General features: G+C 52.3%; 14 protein-coding genes. 9 read left to right on the top strand and 5 right to left on the bottom strand.

Translation table 11 applies throughout. From position 1 onward, the window contains the following. Positions 1-55: 55 nt before the first annotated feature. Entirely contained in the window at positions 56-1990 is a 1935-nt protein-coding gene (locus CFX1CAM_RS02915) for an ABC transporter ATP-binding protein (protein WP_087861578.1), read from the bottom strand. Positions 1991-2106: 116 nt separating this feature from the next. Next, complete coding sequence (locus CFX1CAM_RS02920) at positions 2107-3648, bottom strand: sensor histidine kinase (protein ID WP_087861579.1); 1542 nt, start codon at positions 3646-3648, stop codon at positions 2107-2109. 302 nt (positions 3649-3950) lie between these two features. On the opposite strand from CFX1CAM_RS02920, the gene CFX1CAM_RS02925 reads away from it, so the two are divergent. The 9 genes from CFX1CAM_RS02925 to tpiA all read left to right on the top strand — a co-directional run bounded on the left by CFX1CAM_RS02925 (position 3951) and on the right by tpiA (position 16711). Further along, positions 3951-5600: a PT domain-containing protein gene (locus CFX1CAM_RS02925; RefSeq protein WP_087861580.1), complete on the top strand. Its 1650-nt coding sequence runs from the start codon at positions 3951-3953 to the stop codon at positions 5598-5600. Positions 5601-5766: 166 nt separating this feature from the next. Further along, positions 5767-6006 (top strand): hypothetical protein, encoded by a 240-nt coding sequence (locus tag CFX1CAM_RS02930; RefSeq protein WP_087861581.1) that lies wholly within the window; start codon positions 5767-5769, stop codon positions 6004-6006. A 46-nt stretch (positions 6007-6052) separates the two neighbouring features. Then, positions 6053-7381: a gluconeogenesis factor YvcK family protein gene (locus CFX1CAM_RS02935; RefSeq protein ID WP_157891660.1), complete on the top strand. Its 1329-nt coding sequence runs from the start codon at positions 6053-6055 to the stop codon at positions 7379-7381. Between the two features lie 90 nt (positions 7382-7471). Continuing rightward, positions 7472-8503 carry a type I glyceraldehyde-3-phosphate dehydrogenase gene (gene gap / locus CFX1CAM_RS02940; protein ID WP_087861583.1) on the top strand — a complete coding sequence of 344 codons (1032 nt, stop codon included), beginning with the start codon at positions 7472-7474 and terminating at the stop codon, positions 8501-8503. Positions 8504-8599: 96 nt separating this feature from the next. Beyond that, on the top strand, positions 8600-9772 hold the full coding sequence (locus tag CFX1CAM_RS02945; protein ID WP_087861584.1) for a phosphoglycerate kinase: 1173 nt from the start codon (positions 8600-8602) through the stop codon (positions 9770-9772). 458 nt (positions 9773-10230) lie between these two features. Next, positions 10231-11967, top strand: a complete 1737-nt coding sequence (locus tag CFX1CAM_RS02950) for an InlB B-repeat-containing protein (RefSeq protein ID WP_087861585.1) — start codon at positions 10231-10233, stop codon at positions 11965-11967. Between the two features lie 415 nt (positions 11968-12382). Then, positions 12383-14125 (top strand): InlB B-repeat-containing protein, encoded by a 1743-nt coding sequence (locus tag CFX1CAM_RS02955; protein WP_087861586.1) that lies wholly within the window; start codon positions 12383-12385, stop codon positions 14123-14125. 415 nt (positions 14126-14540) lie between these two features. Further along, positions 14541-15824, top strand: coding sequence for a right-handed parallel beta-helix repeat-containing protein (locus CFX1CAM_RS02960; RefSeq protein WP_087861587.1), 1284 nt, complete (start codon positions 14541-14543; stop codon positions 15822-15824). A 98-nt stretch (positions 15825-15922) separates the two neighbouring features. Then, complete coding sequence (gene tpiA / locus CFX1CAM_RS02965) at positions 15923-16711, top strand: triose-phosphate isomerase (protein ID WP_087861588.1); 789 nt, start codon at positions 15923-15925, stop codon at positions 16709-16711. A gap of 71 nt (positions 16712-16782) precedes the next feature. On the opposite strand, the gene upp is transcribed toward tpiA, so the two are convergent. The 3 genes from upp to CFX1CAM_RS02980 all read right to left on the bottom strand — a co-directional run bounded on the left by upp (position 16783) and on the right by CFX1CAM_RS02980 (position 18664). Continuing rightward, on the bottom strand, positions 16783-17406 hold the full coding sequence (gene upp / locus CFX1CAM_RS02970; protein WP_087863215.1) for a uracil phosphoribosyltransferase: 624 nt from the start codon (positions 17404-17406) through the stop codon (positions 16783-16785). Between the two features lie 77 nt (positions 17407-17483). Beyond that, positions 17484-17897 carry a hypothetical protein gene (locus CFX1CAM_RS02975; protein ID WP_087861589.1) on the bottom strand — a complete coding sequence of 138 codons (414 nt, stop codon included), beginning with the start codon at positions 17895-17897 and terminating at the stop codon, positions 17484-17486. Beyond that, positions 17897-18664 carry a class I SAM-dependent methyltransferase gene (locus CFX1CAM_RS02980; RefSeq protein ID WP_087861590.1) on the bottom strand — a complete coding sequence of 256 codons (768 nt, stop codon included), beginning with the start codon at positions 18662-18664 and terminating at the stop codon, positions 17897-17899. The genes CFX1CAM_RS02975 and CFX1CAM_RS02980 overlap by 1 nt, the downstream gene beginning before the upstream one ends. Positions 18665-18672: the final 8 nt, after the last annotated feature.

Here is an 18672-nt window from a genome sequence, read left to right on the forward strand (position 1 = left end):
GAACACCGGGGTAATCACACGGAGAAGACAGCCTCTGTGTGATTCCCCTGTTTTATTAATCATTCCCCAACCCACCCTGCGGCTTTTGCTTAAATTGCGTTTCGTATAGCTGTGCATAAAGTCCGCCCAGGGCGAGCAGGTCCTGATGGGTGCCGCGTTCGATCACCTCGCCTTTGTCCATCACCAGGATCAGGTCGGCTGAAAGGATCGTACTCAGGCGGTGGGCGATGACGATGCTGGTGCGGTTGGCATACATGCGTTCCAGAGCCTCCTGGATCAGCGCCTCGGATTCGCTATCGAGGTGGCTGGTGGCCTCATCGAGGATCATGATGCGGGGGTCTTTCAGCAGCACACGCGCCAGCGCCAGGCGTTGCTTTTCACCGCCACTCAGGCGATAGCCGCGCTCGCCCACGATGGTGTTATATCCTTCGGGCAGGTCCATAATAAAATGGTGGATATTGGCTGCCTGGGCTGCGTTGACCAGGTCTTCACTGCTGGCATCAGGATTGGCATATAGCAGGTTAGCCCGGATGGTGTCGTGGAACAGGTAGGTTTCCTGGGTGACCATGCCAATGGAATCCGCCAGGTCGTCAAGGCGCAAATCGCGCAGGTCGTGCCCATCCAGGCGGATGGCGCCCTCGGTGGGATCGTACAGCCGCGGGATCAGGTAGGTGAGGGTGGTCTTGCCGGCACCGCTGGGACCGACCAGGGCGACCAGGTCACCGGGGTTGGCGACAAAGGAAATATCTTTCAGTGCCATCTCACGCGCCTGGCTTGTGCCTGGCAGAGATGGATCACTGGACTGGGGGGCTTGATCGGAAAGGATGCCGCCCACTTGTTCAACAGAATAAGGTCGGTCGACGTCCTTAAGAAGACCATGATTTGAATCGACGTATTTAAAGTTAACCCGATCAAATTCGAGCTTGCCCCGGGGTGCTTCGAGAGGGATGGCATCCGGGCGCTCTTCGATATCGATGGGAAGGTCAATCACCTCGAAAACCCGTTCAAAGCTGACCATGGAGGTGGCAAATTCGACCGGTGCGTTGATGAAACCCTGAAAGGAGTTATACAGGCGCGAGAGGTAATCACCAAAGGCAACGATGGTGCCGAGGGTGAACATTTCAAGGATAACCAGGTAGCCGCCCACGCCGTAGACCAGGGCGCTGCCCACGGCAGTCAGCAGGTGCACGATGACGGTGAAGACAATCGCCATGGTGGCTCGCTTGATCCCCAGGGTTTTGACTTCGTGGGCGCGATTGCTGAAGCGTTCGACCTCAGCCTCGCGCTGACCGAAGAGCTTGACCAGCAGCGCCCCGCCGATGTTGAGGGTCTCGTTCATGTTGGCGTTCATGCGAGCGTTCATTTCCATCTGCCGCCGGGCAATGTTTCTAAAAACCCGCCCCAGCTTACGAGCCGTGATAATGAACAGGGGGATGATGATAATTCCCAGCAAGGTCAGGCGCCATTCCAGTATCAGCATGACCACCAGGGTGGTGACCACCTCGATGAAACTGGTGATGAGGGTGACCAGGGTGCGGCTGATGGCGGTTTGCGCCCCGATGACATCGTTGTTCAAACGGCTGATCAGCTCTCCTAACTGGGTGTGGGTGAAAAAGCGCAGTGACATGTGCTGAAGATGCTTATACAAAGACACCCGCAGGTCGAAGATCACCCCCTCGCCGATCTGTGACACCAGGCGCCGGGTGATCACCTGGAATAACCCGCTGACGATCGGCAAAAGCAGCAAGCCAATTGCCGACAAAAAGAGGTGTTTAAGATCTTTATTGGGGATGGCGCTATCAATCAAATACCTGAGGATCAGGGGGGAGAGCAACGCCACCCCCGTGGTTGCCAAAATCGAGAGCAAGCTCGCGATCATCCGCCAGGTATAGGGTTTGCCATAGTGTAAGACCCGCCGAATTTGCGCCCATGAGAGATGGGGCTTCTCATCGGAAGCATTGATATAACTACGCCAATTCCTTCTTCGCATTGCCACGGTCGGTGATTCCTTTCAATGTGTTCGTTCGGGTTTAATCCTTTCCCGGACTGTGCCGGGTTAATCAATGTGTGCTTGGCTTTGTTCCTGTAAGAACGGGAGTGGGTCAATCAGTCCCGGGGCAGGGAAAAGCAAACCCGTGCACCGGTATCGGTTTTTGCATCCGCCCACATGCGACCGCCGTGAGCCTCGATGGTGGCACGTGCCAGGTACAGCCCCAACCCGGCGCCCTGGGTTTTCCGGCTGGTATCTTGCGCCCGGTAAAAGCGATCAAAGATATGGGGCAGGTCACCGGTGGCAATGCCCGGACCGGCATCGATCACGCAGATCACCACCTGGTCGGGCAGGGTTTGTCCGCTGATGCGGATTTCACCGCTGGGGGCGTACTTGATCGCATTAGAGATCAGGTTACTGAGCACCTGTTCGATGCGGGTTTCGTCGGCCATGATGATGGGGAAGTCTTTGGGAATGTCAATGATGATTTGATGCGCAGCGGACTGTACCTGGAAGCGCTTGGCTAAACGATCCACAAGCTGGTAGAAATTCACATCGGCTTTTTTAAGCTGCACGCCGTTCATCTGCAGGCGGTTGGCTTCCAGCAGATTTTCGATCAAATCGGTCAGGCGGTCCGCTTCTTCTTCGATGACCTGCAGGCTGCTCTCCATGATCGCGCGATCCCATTGCACATCGTCGCGCCGCAGGGTGCTGACATAGCCTTTGATTAAGGCGACGGGTGTTTTAAGTTCGTGGCTGATGATGGAGATAAACTCACTTTTCAGTTCATCAGCCTGCCTGAAGCGGGTGATATCACGCACCGTGACGATGGTGCTGATCAATGTGCTGTCTGTGGAGATTAAGGGAGCGTAGGTGATCCCTACCGGCAGGGGTGGTTGACCGTTAGGGCGTTCGAGATCGCCTTCCACGTACAGGTGAGCCCGTGGTGAGAGTGGCCACCCACCCGCTTCGGCTTTTTCGAGAGTAATACCATTGGGTAATTTTGTCCAGCGGATCACATCTTCATGGTTCAGAGATTGCAGTTCTTCCTGTGAACGGCCGTACAGACGGGCAAAGGCAGCGTTGGTGCGTTCGATGGTGCGGTCGGGGCGCAGGATCAGGATCCCATCGGCGGCCGAATCAAGTATGGCGTCTGTGTGCTGCTTTTCCCGGTTGATTTCGGTGTAAAGCCGTGCATTGCGTACCGCGATGGCAGCTTGATTGGCAAAACTGGAGAGCAGCGAGCGATCGTTGGTGGAAAATGTACCCTGGTAATTGCGAAAGATATAGATGAAACCGATCACTGCGCGCTGGGCAAATAACGGCAAACCGACTGCGGACAGGGTGCCCATGCTGATCTGCTGCAGCAGGTGGTTGAGTTCAGAAAGCTGGTTGTCGGTCAGCGACGGGGTGGGTGATATTTTTTCCAGCCAGGAATTAAGGTAACGTTGGATCGCTTCCGGCAGTCCATCGGCAACGGCTAAATACCAACGACCCTGCGGGTCATTGAGGGCGATAAATCCAGCATGGCCCGCCAGCATTTCGATGGAATATTTAAGGATGCGACCCAGGAGCTTATCGAGATCAAGTTCCTCGGTCAACGCGCGGGAGATTTCCAGCAGGTAATCGCGCTGGCGCACTCGGATATCGGGTAACATGGGTTAATTTTATCGCAGATTTACAGGAATGTAAGGAAGGGCTGAAGGGCTGGTGTGGAATTTGGTATAATATCATTATTGGAAAGCAAGGCTCACAACCCGATTTTGGAACATTACCCCTGTTATCAGCGTCTGTATCTTGAATGGCGATGAAGACAAGATCGATCGATGAATTGATGGTGGAGTACCTGCAACCCGCTGCACCAAATCCTCTCGGTTTCGCACCTGATTTATTGCCGTACGGACCTTGAGAATTGTAGCGTTATCGATTTGAATATGAGCTAAGAAAGTGAGTGGAAACAATGAAACACCAAAGCTGGTTTTTTCTAATCCTTGTGCTGATAGGTGCAGTTGTCTTGAGCGGATGCGATATTTTTGGCAGGGTGCAACCTGAAGACCCCCAGGTCGTGTTGCAAACAAGTATCGCATCAACCCAGCTTGCACTGGAAGAAATTGAAACGATTGTGGCAGCAACTCTGGACGCCATGCCAACGGTAGAGCAAAAAGCGCCGGAGGTTCCAACACCAACAGGTATCGTTGCTGTTCCCACCAGTACAACAATCCCAACTTTACAGCCAACAGAAGCGCCAACGAGCGCTCCAACAGAAGCGCCAACAAGTACCCCAACAGATATGCTAACGAGCACCCCAACATCAGCGGTGCCATTGGCGCAAGTCAGTGTGCCGACCAATTGTCGCACCGGACCGGGAATCATCTTTGATCAGGTCAGCATCTTAGATGTGGGTCGACAGGTGGAAGTGATCGCCAGGAACGCATCCGGGACTTACTGGGTGGTCAGAAACCCGGGCGGTGAAGGCACCTGCTGGCTTTGGGATCAATATGTCACGATCACAGGTAGCACCGCCGACCTCCCGATCTGGGATTCTCCCCCGACGCCAACCCCCACTGCAGGGGAGACCCCCACTACAGTGACGATGAGGGTCAGCATCCCGACCAACTGCCGCGTGGGGCCGGGCATTCCCTACGAGATTGTCAGTGTCTTACAGGCCAACCGGACCGTTGAGGTGCTTGCGCGGCATGCCACGGCTGATTTTTGGGTGATCAATAACCCCGTGGGTTCCGGCACCTGCTGGGTGTGGGGCGAACATGCCACTTTTACCGGAGCATGGTGGAATCTGCCTGTACAAGATGCCCCACCAGCGCCGACCCCGGCGCCGGAAGTGACTCCCACTGCGGTGACGATGAAGGTCAGCATCCCGACCAACTGCCGCGTGGGGCCGGGCATTCCCTACGAGATTGTCAGTGTCTTACAGGCCAACCGGACCGTTGAGGTGCTTGCGCGGCATGCCACGGCTGATTTTTGGGTGATCAATAACCCCGTGGGTTCCGGCACCTGCTGGGTGTGGGGCGAACATGCCACTTTTACCGGAGCATGGTGGAATCTGCCTGTACAAGATGCCCCACCAGCGCCGACCCCGGCGCCGGAAGTGACTCCCACTGCGGTGACGATGAAGGTCAGCATCCCGACCAACTGCCGCGTGGGGCCGGGCATTCCCTACGAGATTGTCAGTGTCTTACAGGCCAACCGGACCGTTGAGGTGCTTGCGCGGCATGCCACGGCTGATTTTTGGGTGATCAATAACCCCGTGGGCTCCGGCACCTGCTGGGTGTGGGGCGAACATGCCACCTTTACCGGAGCATGGTGGAATCTACCTGTACAAGATGCCCCACCAGCGCCGACACCCGCCGCCGTGACCTTGCGGGTAAGGGTGGACACCAACTGCCGTGTGGGCCCAGGCATTCCCTATGATATTGTGACCATCTTCAGAATTGGGAAGACGGCGACCGTGGTTGGACGGCATGCCAGTTTGGATTTCTGGGTGATCGAGAACCCGGAAGGCTCCGGCACCTGCTGGGTGTGGGGCAAGTACGCCACTCTGACCGGACCGTCATCCAGCCTGCCGATTTGGGATCCGCCGCCCAGGCCGTAAGGATTGGCTTCAGTTAGCGCTGAACCGCTGTAGAATTCTTCAGTGCCCAAACAGCCCGATAAGTGCCTCGCTTATTGGGCTGTTTTCTTTGTCTAAAATCAGTCCAGGTTTTGCCTGAATATGCATCATCCTGCGCCCAGCATCCGTTGGAGCCCTGTTTTTCCGAATGTCATCCAGGGAGAGAGAGGCGCGGGTCAGCATCCAGTCCCAGGCGGACCAGGGCCTCCAGGTTTTGGAGCATGTCGGTGCTGCAAAACACCGTGAAATCAAACTTCAACCCGTTACTGGAGGACTTGTCAGCATAACCGGTGGGATCGGCGGCGTCACGCGGATTTATCTCCTATTCATCATCAACGATCCCGAAGCGAAGAATGGGGGGTCAGCGGTCAAAGCCCACCAAACATGACTTGCTTATTGACGGATATCTTGAATCCTGCTATGATTTTAAAGTTATGCAAGAACGAAAACAGGGCATATTTTCCCGTTTCTGGGCTTATCTGCGGCGAGAATCGCAATGGCTACGGATTGGGCTGGGTTATAAACGCTGGCTGCTGCTTGTGCTGCTGGGGACGACCCTCCTGGGGCTGGGTTTGGCATTAATTCTCCTGCATATTTACCGCACCGTCCCTGATAACTGGCTGGTGCCCATTTTGGCGTGGCTTTCACTGCGCTTTTTAGACCGCCCTATCCGGGTGGTCATTTTCGGTGGAATCGGCGTGATCCTGGTGTTGATTGGCGTTTGGGGGGCTAACCAGGCCCTGTTGAAACCCTTTGTTCCTCCTGGAAAATCGGTGATTGATACGCTAGATTCCTTCCGGCGTCGTGATCGCGGGCCGCGCATCGTGGTGCTGGGCGGCGGGCATGGCATCGCCTCGTTGCTGCGCGGGCTTAAAGCCTATACCCGCAACATCACAGCCATTGTCACTGTGGCGGATGATGGCGGTTCCTCTGGTAAGCTGCGCCAGAGCGTTGGCATCCTCCCGCCGGGAGATATAAGGCACTGCCTGGCTGCGTTGAGCGACGATGAGGATTTGCTCACCCAGGTGTTTCAATACCGCTTTTCCATGGGGGCGGGTTTGGAAGGGCATACCCTGGGCAATTTGCTCATCAGCGCGCTGACGGAGATTACCGGCAGTTTTGAAACTGCGGTCGCAGAATCCGGTCGGGTTCTGGCGGTGTATGGCCAGGTGCTACCCTCCACGCTGACCGATGTCCGCTTGCTGGCTGATATTGTGGATGCCGACGGCAAACTTCGGAATGTCTCAGGCGAGACGCAAATCCGCGAATCCCAGGGCACGATCAAGCGTTTATGGCTGGACCCGACCAACACGCCGGCTTTTCCGCCGGCAATTTCAGCAGTGCTGAGCGCTGATTTAATCATCATCGGTCCGGGCAGCCTGTTCACCAGTTTGCTGCCCAACCTCCTGGTGCGCGATCTGGCAGAAGCTGTACGTGTCAGCCATGCTTTGAAATTTTTCATCTGTAACGTAGCCACAGAGCGCGGTGAGACTGATAATTTTGATTGCATCGATCATGTGTTGGCAGTGGAAAAGCACATTGGCACCAATTTATTTGACCTGGTGATTTGCAACAACAACTTTGAAGGCGAATTAGGCGAAGGTGTTAGCTGGGTCAAGATGGATGAAGACCTGCTTAAGCATGCCTCAGTCTATTGTGCTGATTTAATCGACCCGGAACATCCCTGGCGGCACAACTCAAAACGCCTTTCCAAAGCGGTTATGGACCTGTTCTACGAACGTACCGGACCGTTACCAGGCTAATCGATCACTTTTCAGCAATTTCATTTGCAAATTTACTTCCTCGCGGAGTAAAATCATTACGATAAATAAAATTTTAAAGGAGGCTAAATTATGGCTACACGTGTTGGTATTAATGGTTTTGGCCGCATCGGTCGCCAGGTTTTAAAAGCCATTCGTGAACGTTACCCGGATGAACTCGAAGTTGTGGCAATTAACGACCTGTTCGATGCGCAGACAAATGCACATCTGTTTAAATATGATTCAAATTACGGCATCTATGATGGCGTTGTTGAGGTCAAGGATGGTAATTTGGTTGTTGATGGCGACGTCATCAAGGTGATGGCGGAGAAAAATCCCTACGACCTGCCCTGGTCAGACCTGAAAGTGGATATTGTGATTGACGGCACCGGGATTTTCCGCGATGGGAAAGGCACGCCAGATAAGCCAGGCGCAAATGCGCATATCGATGGCGGTGGCGCAAAGAAAGTGATCATCACCGCACCCGCTTCTAATGAAGACCTGACGGTTGTGCTGGGTGTGAATGAGGAAAAGTACGAACCTGAAAAACATCACATCGTTTCGAACGCATCCTGCACCACCAACTGCCTGGCACCTGCTGCCAAGGTTGTTCACGAGAACTTCACCATCAAACGCGGTTTGATGACCACCATCCACGCTTATACCAATGATCAGCGCATTCTTGACGTGGCTCACAAAGACCCCCGTCGTGCGCGGGCGGCAGCGTTGAATATCATCCCCACCACCACCGGTGCAGCCAGGGCGCTCGCCCTGGTGATCCCCGACCTGAAGGGGAAATTCGATGGCTATTCCCTGCGTGTGCCGACGCCCACGGTTTCGGTGGTTGACTTTGTGGCGGATGTTGAAAAACCCACCACGGCGGAAGAGCTAAACGCGCTGTTCAAAGCTGCTGCTGAAGGTGAGCTGAAGGGCATTCTGGACTTTTCGATGGAACCGCTGGTTTCTGTGGACCTAAAGGGCAATTCCTTCTCCTCGATCATTGACGGGCAGATGACCACTGTTTTGGATGACACCTTTGTCAAGGTTGTTGCCTGGTATGACAACGAGTGGGGTTACTCCTGCCGGACGGCTGACCTGGCTGCTTATATGGCAAAGTCGCTGTAAAATTGCCCTGATTGACAGGGTATGGACAAAAAATGCGTAATGCGTGCCTGCACAGTGCCCATTACGCATTTTTATTAATAAGGAGATTGATCACAGATGTTTAATAAAAAAATGGTAACCGATCTGGATGTGAAGGGCAAAAAAGTGCTCGTGCGCGTTGACTTCAACGTTCCATTAGCCGATGGCAAGGTGGCGGATGATGCGCGTATTCGGGCTTCCCTGCCCACCATCCAATACCTGCTCGATCACGGCGCAGCGGTGATTCTGTGTTCACATTTAGGACGCCCGAAAGGTGTGGATCCCGCTTTCAGTTTGAAACCCGTTGCGCAGTACCTGGGGACCTTAATTGATGCGCCGGTGACCTTTGCTGAAGATTGTGTTGGCGAACCTGCTGCACATGCTGCTGCGGCGCTGCAACCGGGTCAGGTATTGGTATTGGAAAACACCCGTTTTCATGATGCCGAAAAGAAAAATGACCCCGAGATGGCTAAACAGCTTGCCAGCCTGGCGGATTTATATGTCAACGATGCCTTCGGCTCAGCACATCGCGCCCACGCTTCTACTGCCGGTGTGGCGGATTACCTGCCGGCTGCAGCCGGCTTCTTGCTGGAAAAGGAGATTAAATATCTGGGCAACACCATTGCAGACCCTGAACGTCCTTTTGTGACCATTCTGGGCGGTGCAAAAGTCAGTGACAAAATCGGCGTGATTGAAAACCTGCTGGGTAAATCCGATTGCATCCTGATCGGTGGCGGGATGGCGAACACTTTCTTCAAAGCCCAGGGCTTCGCAATGGGCGATTCGCTGGTCGAGGAAGACGTGGTGGACGTCGCCAAAGCCTTGCTGGAAAAAGCCGGCGACAAACTGTTACTGCCGGTAGACATGGTGATTGCCGACGCCTTTTCCGCAGATGCAACGACGCGGACGATTGAGGTGGGCGATGTGCCGGATGGCTGGCGGGTGCTGGATATTGGGTCGCGTACCGTGGAACGGTTCAGCAAGGTGATTGCCAGCGCGGGCACCGTGGTATGGAATGGGCCTATGGGCGTGTTTGAGTTTGAGGCATTCGCCAAGGGAACCTTTGCCATCGCCAGGGCGGTAGCGGAGAGCGGTGCCACCAGCATTATTGGCGGTGGAGATTCGATTTCAGCGATCAATAAATCGGGCTTGGAGGATAAGATCACGCATATTTCTACCGGCGGCGGTGCCTCGTTGGAGATGCTTGAAGGGAAAGTACTGCCTGGCCTGGCAGCGCTGGATGATCTTTAAACCCTGGAAAGCGAAAATATTTATTTTGCTTTGCAGGATGGTGCCACGAAAAAGGTGCGCACCATTTTTGTTTTTAAAGTCATGGTCGTTATTCTCAGGCGGTGTGAGCATCCTGCAGGTGGAGTGATCGTTAATTTAATATCCATTATTGCAAAAGTTCTGATTGTTTGAAGAAATAATTTATTCTGAAATTGGGCTTCAACTTCAATTGATGCGCTTATTTTGATTCTGCAGACTGCACAACGAAAACGGATTGAAAGCGAACTACTGAAATGGGTACTGTTTTTATTTAAAGAATGCTGTGATCACATCCGATGAGAGATTGCCGTGCAGAATCATCGTGAGAGAGAGGCAAAAAAATTCTCTTTGGCATAGGAGAAAAAACCACTTAACTTGCTATTTAATATTGGGTAGAATAAATACTAGATAACGAAAGACAATATAAAAGGAAGAAAAAAATGAAACGAATAAACTTGCTCCTTGTGTGCCTTGTTGTCATGCTTCTGGCGTTTCCGGTGATCAAGCCCAACGTCAGTGCCCAGGGCACACATATTTTCGTCAGTCCAACCGGTGCGGGAACGGACTGCTCGCAGGCAGCACCGTGCAAAGCGGCAACCGGGTTGAGCAAAGCGGATGATGGGGATACGCTTTATTTTAAATACGGAACCTACAAAGGAACGATGGGCGACGATCCAATTTTCATGGTTACCGAAGCAGTATCCTTCATTGGTGGTTGGGATGGTTCAGAGGCGTTCCCTTACACAATCGACCCCATGAAATATAAAACCATCATCGACGGAGAAAATGAGCACCAGTTGATGCAAATTGATACCAGCAGCACTGAAGTGATTCACATCTCTGGGATCACCTTCAAAAATGGGGATACCGTCAGTTTAGCCGCTGGCAGTATAGGCGGAGCCATTCTGGTGAAGGACGGTGGCGTCTTTATTGATTCCTGTCGCTTCGAAAACAACCACGCCACAACATACGGAGGAGCTCTTTATGTAATCTCCGATGACCCATTTGAAGTGAGAAACAGCCAGTTTATAGGAAACATGGCATTTGGCAGTGGTGCTATTTATCTTCTCCGTAGCGGCACCCCTCCGCTTGCTTTGATTGAGCATAATCAGTTCATAGGAAATACTGCGTCTGCCCATGGCAGTGTGATAGAAGTGATATTTTCTGCTGCTACCATCAACGCCAATCTGATTGCCAATAATACTGGACCTTCTGCGATTGAGGTGACATCCTGGCATGATGTGAAAATTACCAATAACTTTATATACTGGAATACCATGGGCAGTACAAACTTCAGCGCCATCAAAAATACCATGGTTAATACCGAAGTCATTAATAATACGATTGTTAACGCTAAAACAGGGATCAATGCTGGTAGCGCAAACATGACCATCACGAATAACATTTTCTCTGGCTGCTATGAGAGCATCATCGCTGCTGGTGAAGACAACTTGACCGGCACCAACAACCTCTTTTATAACAATGCCAAGGATGATTTCCCGCTTGACAACCCGATCACCGGTCAGGATCCTTTATTTGTGAATGCAGCGATGCAAAATTATCACCTTAAAAAAGGCTCCCCTGCGATCGACGCCGGAGCGGTTGTAGCACTGACGGATGACTTTGACGGCGACGAACGCCCAATGGGTGATGGGTACGACATCGGTGCTGATGAATTTGATCCTGATAAATTGGACTTGACAGTGATCATCAAACCGGATGGAGCAGGTGAGGTGCAGGCTGATCCTCCGAGACCCTATCACAAAGGCAACAATGTCACGCTGACCGCTGTGCCGAATGCTGGCTGGGTGTTTCGCAACTGGGAGGTCGAAGTTGAAGGAGACACCGCGTATAAAGTCTTTGACAGCGAAATGGAGATCACAATGACGGACAACACGACGGTTACCGCTCAATTTGTCAAGGAATACCAGCTAACAGTGCGTGTTGACCCGGATGAAGCAGGATCAATTGATATCGATCATCCTGGCCCGTATTATGCGGATCAAGAGGTCATGTTGACCGCTGTGCCGAATGCAGGCTGGAGCTTCTCTCACTGGAGCGGTAATGCATCGGGAGATGAAAATCCGCTGGAGGTCACGATTACCGGCGACACTAAAGTTACTGCGCACTTCAAGCGGGATAGCTTTGAAATCTTCTTACCACTGATCCGACGGTAGTCACGAAAACAGCCAACAGGGTGCGCAAAAAGACCATGCGCGCCCTGTGATTTAACGCAATGATGGACATGCTGCGAGATGCGTGGTTGATACGACATCGGTGCTGACGAATTTAGGAATTTTTTTATCACCTTCCTCCCGCTGATTCTTAAATAGGCGCGCTGAAGGGTTTCGTATTCGAAATTCAACTACTGCCTTTCTTCTCATTGAGCCCCCGGGTCTTAACTAAAAGCAACAGTTTAAAACACCGGGGGCTTCAATAATTGTGGTTGTTTCCGGTCGCAGATGACGATCGCCAGGTGGGAAATAAAAACATACTTCTTTAATCTCAAGTGAAAAATGAGCCTTGAAAAGAAAAAATTATTGTATAATAGAGTTAACAATGCCAACAATAGCAGAAAGTTGAAGGTGAAAAATGAAACGAAAGCACTCGCTGTTCTTGTGTTTTGTTTTACTGCTCCTGGCCTTTCCGGTGATCAAGCCCAATGTCAGAGCCCAGGGGACACATATTTTTGTCAGTCCAGAGGGCGCGGGAACGGACTGCTCGCAGGAAGCGCCGTGCAGCGCGGCAACCGGGTTGGGCAAAGCGGATGATGGGGATACGCTTTATTTTGAAAAAGGAACCTACAAAGGAACGACAGACCCAATTTTCACGCTTACCAAAGCGGTATCCTTAATTGGCGGGTGGGATGGTTCAACAACGATCCCTTACACAATCAATCCCAGGCTGTATGAAACCGTCATCGACGGGGGAAATATGCGCCGGTTGCTTGAAATCGATTTCATCAGTAATAAGGTGATTCTAATTTCAGGGATTACATTCAGAAATGGGAAGGCCCCGGGTGGGCTCGACTTTAAAGGAGGGGCAATTCTGGTGAAAGACGGTGGCACCAGGATTGAATCCTGTCGCTTCGAGAACAACTCTGCTCAATCGTACGGCGGTGCGATATTTGTGGAATCAGATGACCGGTTTGAAGTGAAGTTCAATAAATTTGAAGGAAATCATGCAGGCTATGGTGGTGGCGTACTGTATATTTCCCGTAAAACCGATTCACCGGATGCTGCCTTGATTGAACGGAACCAGCTCATCGAAAATTCTACGTTTCAAGATGGCTTGATTGAGGTGGAACGTTCTGAAACGATCATCAATGCCAATCTGATTGAAAATACTGAGGCTGTTGATGGCATTTTGATAAGAAGTAATCAAAAGGTAAAAATCACCAATAATATTATTTACTGGACGCACCTGCCTGTTGACAGCTTCAGCGCTATCTCGGTTTATTATGAAGAAGGTGATCCCACTGAGATCATTCACAACACAATTATTAATGCTCGTTGGGGAATAAAACAAGAATATGACGCAAAAATGGTCCTGACGAATAATATTATCTATGGCTGCACGACAAGCATTGATCTTACAAAAGGTATCAACTTGAGCGGTAGTCATAACCTGTTTTATAACAACCAGGCAGATCCTTTCACATTGGTCAACCCGATCACCGATCAGGATCCCTTATTTGTGAATGCAGCGATGCAAAATTATCACCTTAAAAAAGGCTCCCCTGCGATCGACACCGGAGCGGTTGTTTCACTGACTGATGACTTTGACGGCGACGAACGCCCAATGGGTGATGGGTACGACATCGGTGCTGATGAATTTGATCCTGATAAATTGGACTTGACAGTGAGCATCAAACCGGATGGAGCAGGTGAGGTGCAGGCTGATCCTCCGAGACCCTATCACAAAGGCAACAATGTCACGCTGACCGCTGTGCCGAATGCTGGCTGGGTGTTTCGCAACTGGGAGGTCGAAGTTGAAGGAGACACCGCGTATAAAGTCTTTGACAGCGAAATGGAGATCACAATGACGGACAACACGACGGTTACCGCTCAATTTGTCAAGGAATACCAGCTAACAGTGCGTGTTGACCCGGATGAAGCAGGATCAATTGATATCGATCATCCTGGCCCGTATTATGCGGATCAAGAGGTCATGTTGACCGCTGTGCCGAATGCAGGCTGGAGCTTCTCTCACTGGAGCGGTAATGCATCGGGAGATGAAAATCCGCTGGAGGTCACGATTACCGGCGACACTAAAGTTACTGCGCACTTCAAGCGGGATAGCTTTGAAATCTTCTTACCACTGATCCGACGGTAGTCACGAAAACAGCCAACAGGGTGCGCAAAAAGACCATGCGCGCCCTGTGATTTAACGCAATGATGGACATGCTGCGAGATGCGTGGTTGATACGACATCGGTGCTGACGAATTTAGGAATTTTTTTATCACCTTCCTCCCGCTGATTCTTAAATAGGCGTGGTGAAGAGCTTCGTATTCGAAATTCAACTACCACCATTATTCTCATTGAGCCCCCGGGTCTTAACTAAAAGCAACAGTTTAAAACACCGGGGGCTTCAACAATTGTGGTTGTTTCCGGTCGCAGATGACGATCGCCAGGTGGGAAATAAAAACATACTTCTTTAATCTCAAGTGAAAAATGAGCCTTGAAAAGAAAAAATTATTGTATAATAGAGTTAACAATGCCAACAATAGCAGAAAGTTGAAGGTGAAAAATGAAACGAAAGCACTCGCTGTTCTTGTGTTTTGTTTTACTGCTCCTGGCATTTCCGGCGTCGAAGCCCAATGTCAGAGCCCAGGGCACACATATTTTTGTCAGTCCAGAGGGCGCGGGAACGGACTGCTCGCAGGAAGCGCCGTGCAGCGCGGCAACCGGGTTGGGCAAAGCGGATGATGGGGATACGCTTTATTTTGAAAAAGGAACCTACAAAGGAACGACAGACCCAATTTTCACGCTTACCAAAGCGGTATCCTTAATTGGCGGGTGGGATGGTTCAACAACGATCCCTTACACAATCAATCCCAGGCTGTATGAAACCATCATCGACGGAGAAAATGTGCGCCAGTTGGTGCAAATCGATACCAGCAGCCCTGAGGTGATGCAAGTATCCGGCATCACATTCAAGAATGGGGGAGCCATGGATAGCATCGTCATTAGAGGGGGAGCCATTTGGGTGAAGGATGGTGGCATCTTGATTGATTCGTGTCGCTTCGAAAACAATAAGGCTTCAGCGTATGGGGGTGCAATTTATGTAGGATCCGATGACCGCTTTGAAGTGAAAAACTGCCAGTTTATAGGAAATTCAGTTACCCATGGTGGTGGTGCGATTAATATTACACGTCTTGGTGCCTCCGATGTTGCTTTGATTGAGGATAACGAGTTTAAAAATAATTCTGCGGACTATGGCAGCGCCATTGAAATTGGTAAATCCTCGGTTACCTTCAACGCTAACCTGATCGCCAATAATACGGCGAGTTCTGCTATCCTGGTGACCAGTCCTGCTAAGGTGCGCATCACCAACAATATCATTTTCTGGGACATCCTGGGCAATAAAAATTACAGCGCTATCGTTGATTATTATGAGGCGGGTGAAATCACCGAGGTGATTAATAACACCATTGTGAATGCGGGCCGAGGAATAACAGAAAATTATAATCCAAAAATGACCCTCACGAATAACATTTTCTATGGTTGCTATGAGAGCATCAACGTCACTGGTGAGCATAATTTGAGCGGCACCAACAACCTTTTTTACGGCAATACCATTAATACTTTTCTGCTCGACAATCCGATCACCGATCAGGACCCTTTATTTAAGAATGCAGCGATGCAAAATTATCACCTTAAAGAAGACTCCCCGGCGATCGATGCCGGTGCGGTTGTGGCGCTGACGGATGATTTTGACGGCGACGAACGCCCACTGGATGGTGGGTACGACATCGGCGCTGACGAGTTTAAGGAGGGTTTTATGATCTTCCTCCCGTTGATTCTCCGCTGAGACCAGCCCTGGATCCTGTTGACGATCATGCCGTGTCAAAGGACTGAAACGCTGGTAAAATCAGTCTGAAAACTTGACTAAACGAAACGGGAGACATCATGCGTAAATTTTTTGTTGCAGGCAACTGGAAGATGAACAAGACCATCGCCGAGGCGCAGGCTTTGATGGAGGCGATGCTGCCTCAACTGGCAGGAATTGACAACGTCGATATCGGTGTGGCGCCGCCTTACCTGGCGCTGCCCGCCATGGTGGAGCGATGCAGAGGCGCCGGGGTTAAAGTCGGCGCCCAAAACCTGTTCTGGGAAGCCTCTGGCGCCTATACCGGCGAAGTAGCAGCGCCTATGGTGGCTGAGATCTGCGAATTTGTTATCGTCGGACATTCCGAACGGCGCAAATTCTTTGGCGAAACCGATGAAACCGTCAATCAGCGCCTAAAAGCCGCTTTGGCTGCAGGATTGGAAGTGATTGTGTGCGTCGGGGAGACACTGGAGGAAAATGAAGCCGGATTAACTGCCGCGGTGGTCACCCGGCAGTTGACCGAAGGCCTGGCGGGTATTACTGAAGCGCAGGCAGCGAAAATCACGATTGCCTACGAGCCGGTCTGGGCAATCGGCACCGGACGTGCTGCCACACCGGAAGATGCCAACCGTGTGCACAGAGACGTTATCCGTCCGCTGCTCAGGCAGCAGTTTGGCGATGCACGCGCCGAGCAGATGCGCATCCAGTACGGCGGATCCGTCACCCCCGATAACGCCGCCGAGCTGTTCGCCATGTCGGATATCGACGGTGCCCTGGTGGGCGGCGCCAGCCTCAAAGCGGAATCCTTCATCGCCATCGTCAAAGCCGCCTCGCTGGTGGCGATTATTGAGCAAGAAACTAAGAAATAAAAGCGGTTTCAATGCTGATGGTGCAGGGTTGACCGTGCAGGTCAGCCCTGTATTTTAATTCTGAAGTTCAATTAAGTGCCGAACAGGCGGTCACCGGCATCACCCAGACCGGGAACGATGTAGCCGTTTGCATCCAGGTGATCGTCCACTGCGGCGACGTGGATGGGTACATCGGGATGGGCGGTCTGCAGGCGCTGAATGCCCTCCGGTGCGGCGATCAAGCCGACATATTTAATCTTGCTAACGCCCCAGTTTTTGAGGATATCCACACAAGCCACGGCTGAGCCGCCCGTAGCCAGCATGGGGTCGAGGATCAGGCACACCCCCACGGTGGGATGCACCGGCAGCTTGTTGTAGTAGGCAACGGGTTTGAGTGTGCGCTCGTCACGGTACATGCCGATGTGCCACACCTCAGCCGAAGGCATCAGCTCCCACACACCTTCAACCATCCCCAGACCGGCGCGCAGGATCGGGATCAGGCCGATTTTTTCGGCTAAGTCTTCGCCCTGGGCGGCAGCCAAGGGGGTTTGTACCTGTACAGGGTGGGTGGTCAGGTCGGCGGTGGCTTCGTAGATCAGCAACGCGGACAGCTCGCGTACCAGCTCGCGGAATTTCTTGGGTTCGGTGCGTTGATCGCGCAATTTGGTCAGTTTGTGTTTGACCAGGGGGTGGGTGGAGGGGAATACGTTGTGCATGGTGCCTCGTTTTTTTGTGAATGATCGGATTGAGAAAAGGTTTCGCACATATCGGGCAGGAACAGGCGGAATCACGCTCATTGGCGTCGCTTTGCAGGCGGTGTCGCATACGCATGGCGGCTATAAATGAAGATCAGCAGCCAAGCTGCCCATAACAGCGTGGTGAGGGTAATCCACATATGAAAGGGGCCCAGGGCCCGGCGCAGGCGCAGGAACATCGCGCCCCCAAAGCTGAGCCAGGAGGCACCCTGCAACAGCATCGCAGCCCAGAAGCCAGCCCGGCTGCCCTGGGGTGCCAGTTGCAGCCATTTGATTCCTGCCAGGGGAAACAGCGTAACGATTGCGGTCAACACAACGGCAAAACTCATCAACCACAGGGTCAGTTCGGTCCCATTTTCAATATGGGTCAGCGAACTGCCGATGAGGTACAGCAAAAAAGCCAGGCAGTAGATCATTTCTGCAATGTGCAGGGAGTTGCGTTTCACACTCATCATACCTCCTTACGAGCGACGATCAAAAAGCGGTGGGCCGTGGTGACAAAGGCGCCGCGGGATTCGATAAAATTGTGCAGGCGGATCAGTTGCTCCTGGTAGCGCTCAACGCTGAACCCCTCCACCTGCCAGGGGACTGCCTTGAGATAATACACCAGGGCGCCGATATCGGTAAATTGGGTCTTTAAAGCTGCGCTATCAGCCCGCTCGACGGTGAAGCCCGCGTCCTCCAGATCGGTGGCGGCGCCATACAGGCTCCAACCCGTAAAGGGGAAGGAAACACAATCCTCCAGTGCCTGGTTAATCTCCAGGTTATCCAGCCCTCCCACCTGCTGGGTGATAAAAACCCCACCGGGTTTGAGCAAACGGTAAACCTCAGCCGGGCTGTAGCTCTCGTGGCGATTGATGACCCGGTCAAAAAAACGGCTGGTGAAGGGCAGGGGGGCGCCTTCTGTGGTGAGATGCACCTGTACGCCCAGCGACTCCAGCCTTGACCGACCGATAACCTGGTTGGGAGGGTAGGATTCGGTGGCATGGGTCTCGGGCGGCAATGCCGGCAGGGAAGCGAGGAACTCGCCGCCGCCAGTGCCCATGTCGAGCAGGCTGGTGACACCCTCCAGGTGCTCCAGAACCAGGGCTTTGTAATCCCAGGGCGGGTCGTCTTCGAGCATGCGCCCGGAGAGCCAGGTGAAATCCCAACCCGAAAAAGTTGCTGAGCAGGCTGCTTCGATCAGCGCCTGGAAACGGGAGGGGTTGATGATTTGCATCGGTCGAC

The organism is Brevefilum fermentans (assembly GCF_900184705.1).
GTDB classification, from domain to species: Bacteria; Chloroflexota; Anaerolineae; order Anaerolineales; family Anaerolineaceae; genus Brevifilum; species Brevifilum fermentans.

Excerpts from the sequence above, each read along its gene's own strand:
- CFX1CAM_RS02980 (WP_087861590.1), bottom strand. The coding sequence starts at position 18,664 with ATGCAAATCATCAACCCCTCCCGTTTCCAGGCGCTGATCGAAGCAGCC.
- CFX1CAM_RS02945 (WP_087861584.1), top strand. The coding sequence starts at position 8,600 with ATGTTTAATAAAAAAATGGTAACCGATCTGGATGTGAAGGGCAAAAAA.
- CFX1CAM_RS02975 (WP_087861589.1), bottom strand. The coding sequence starts at position 17,897 with ATGAGTGTGAAACGCAACTCCCTGCACATTGCAGAAATGATCTACTGC.
- upp (WP_087863215.1), bottom strand. The coding sequence starts at position 17,406 with ATGCACAACGTATTCCCCTCCACCCACCCCCTGGTCAAACACAAACTG.
- CFX1CAM_RS02960 (WP_087861587.1), top strand. The coding sequence starts at position 14,541 with ATGAAACGAAAGCACTCGCTGTTCTTGTGTTTTGTTTTACTGCTCCTG.
- CFX1CAM_RS02955 (WP_087861586.1), top strand. The coding sequence starts at position 12,383 with ATGAAACGAAAGCACTCGCTGTTCTTGTGTTTTGTTTTACTGCTCCTG.
- CFX1CAM_RS02920 (WP_087861579.1), bottom strand. The coding sequence starts at position 3,648 with ATGTTACCCGATATCCGAGTGCGCCAGCGCGATTACCTGCTGGAAATC.
- CFX1CAM_RS02930 (WP_087861581.1), top strand. The coding sequence starts at position 5,767 with ATGTCATCCAGGGAGAGAGAGGCGCGGGTCAGCATCCAGTCCCAGGCG.
- gap (WP_087861583.1), top strand. The coding sequence starts at position 7,472 with ATGGCTACACGTGTTGGTATTAATGGTTTTGGCCGCATCGGTCGCCAG.
- CFX1CAM_RS02915 (WP_087861578.1), bottom strand. The coding sequence starts at position 1,990 with ATGCGAAGAAGGAATTGGCGTAGTTATATCAATGCTTCCGATGAGAAG.
- tpiA (WP_087861588.1), top strand. The coding sequence starts at position 15,923 with ATGCGTAAATTTTTTGTTGCAGGCAACTGGAAGATGAACAAGACCATC.
- CFX1CAM_RS02925 (WP_087861580.1), top strand. The coding sequence starts at position 3,951 with ATGAAACACCAAAGCTGGTTTTTTCTAATCCTTGTGCTGATAGGTGCA.
- CFX1CAM_RS02935 (WP_157891660.1), top strand. The coding sequence starts at position 6,053 with ATGCAAGAACGAAAACAGGGCATATTTTCCCGTTTCTGGGCTTATCTG.
- CFX1CAM_RS02950 (WP_087861585.1), top strand. The coding sequence starts at position 10,231 with ATGAAACGAATAAACTTGCTCCTTGTGTGCCTTGTTGTCATGCTTCTG.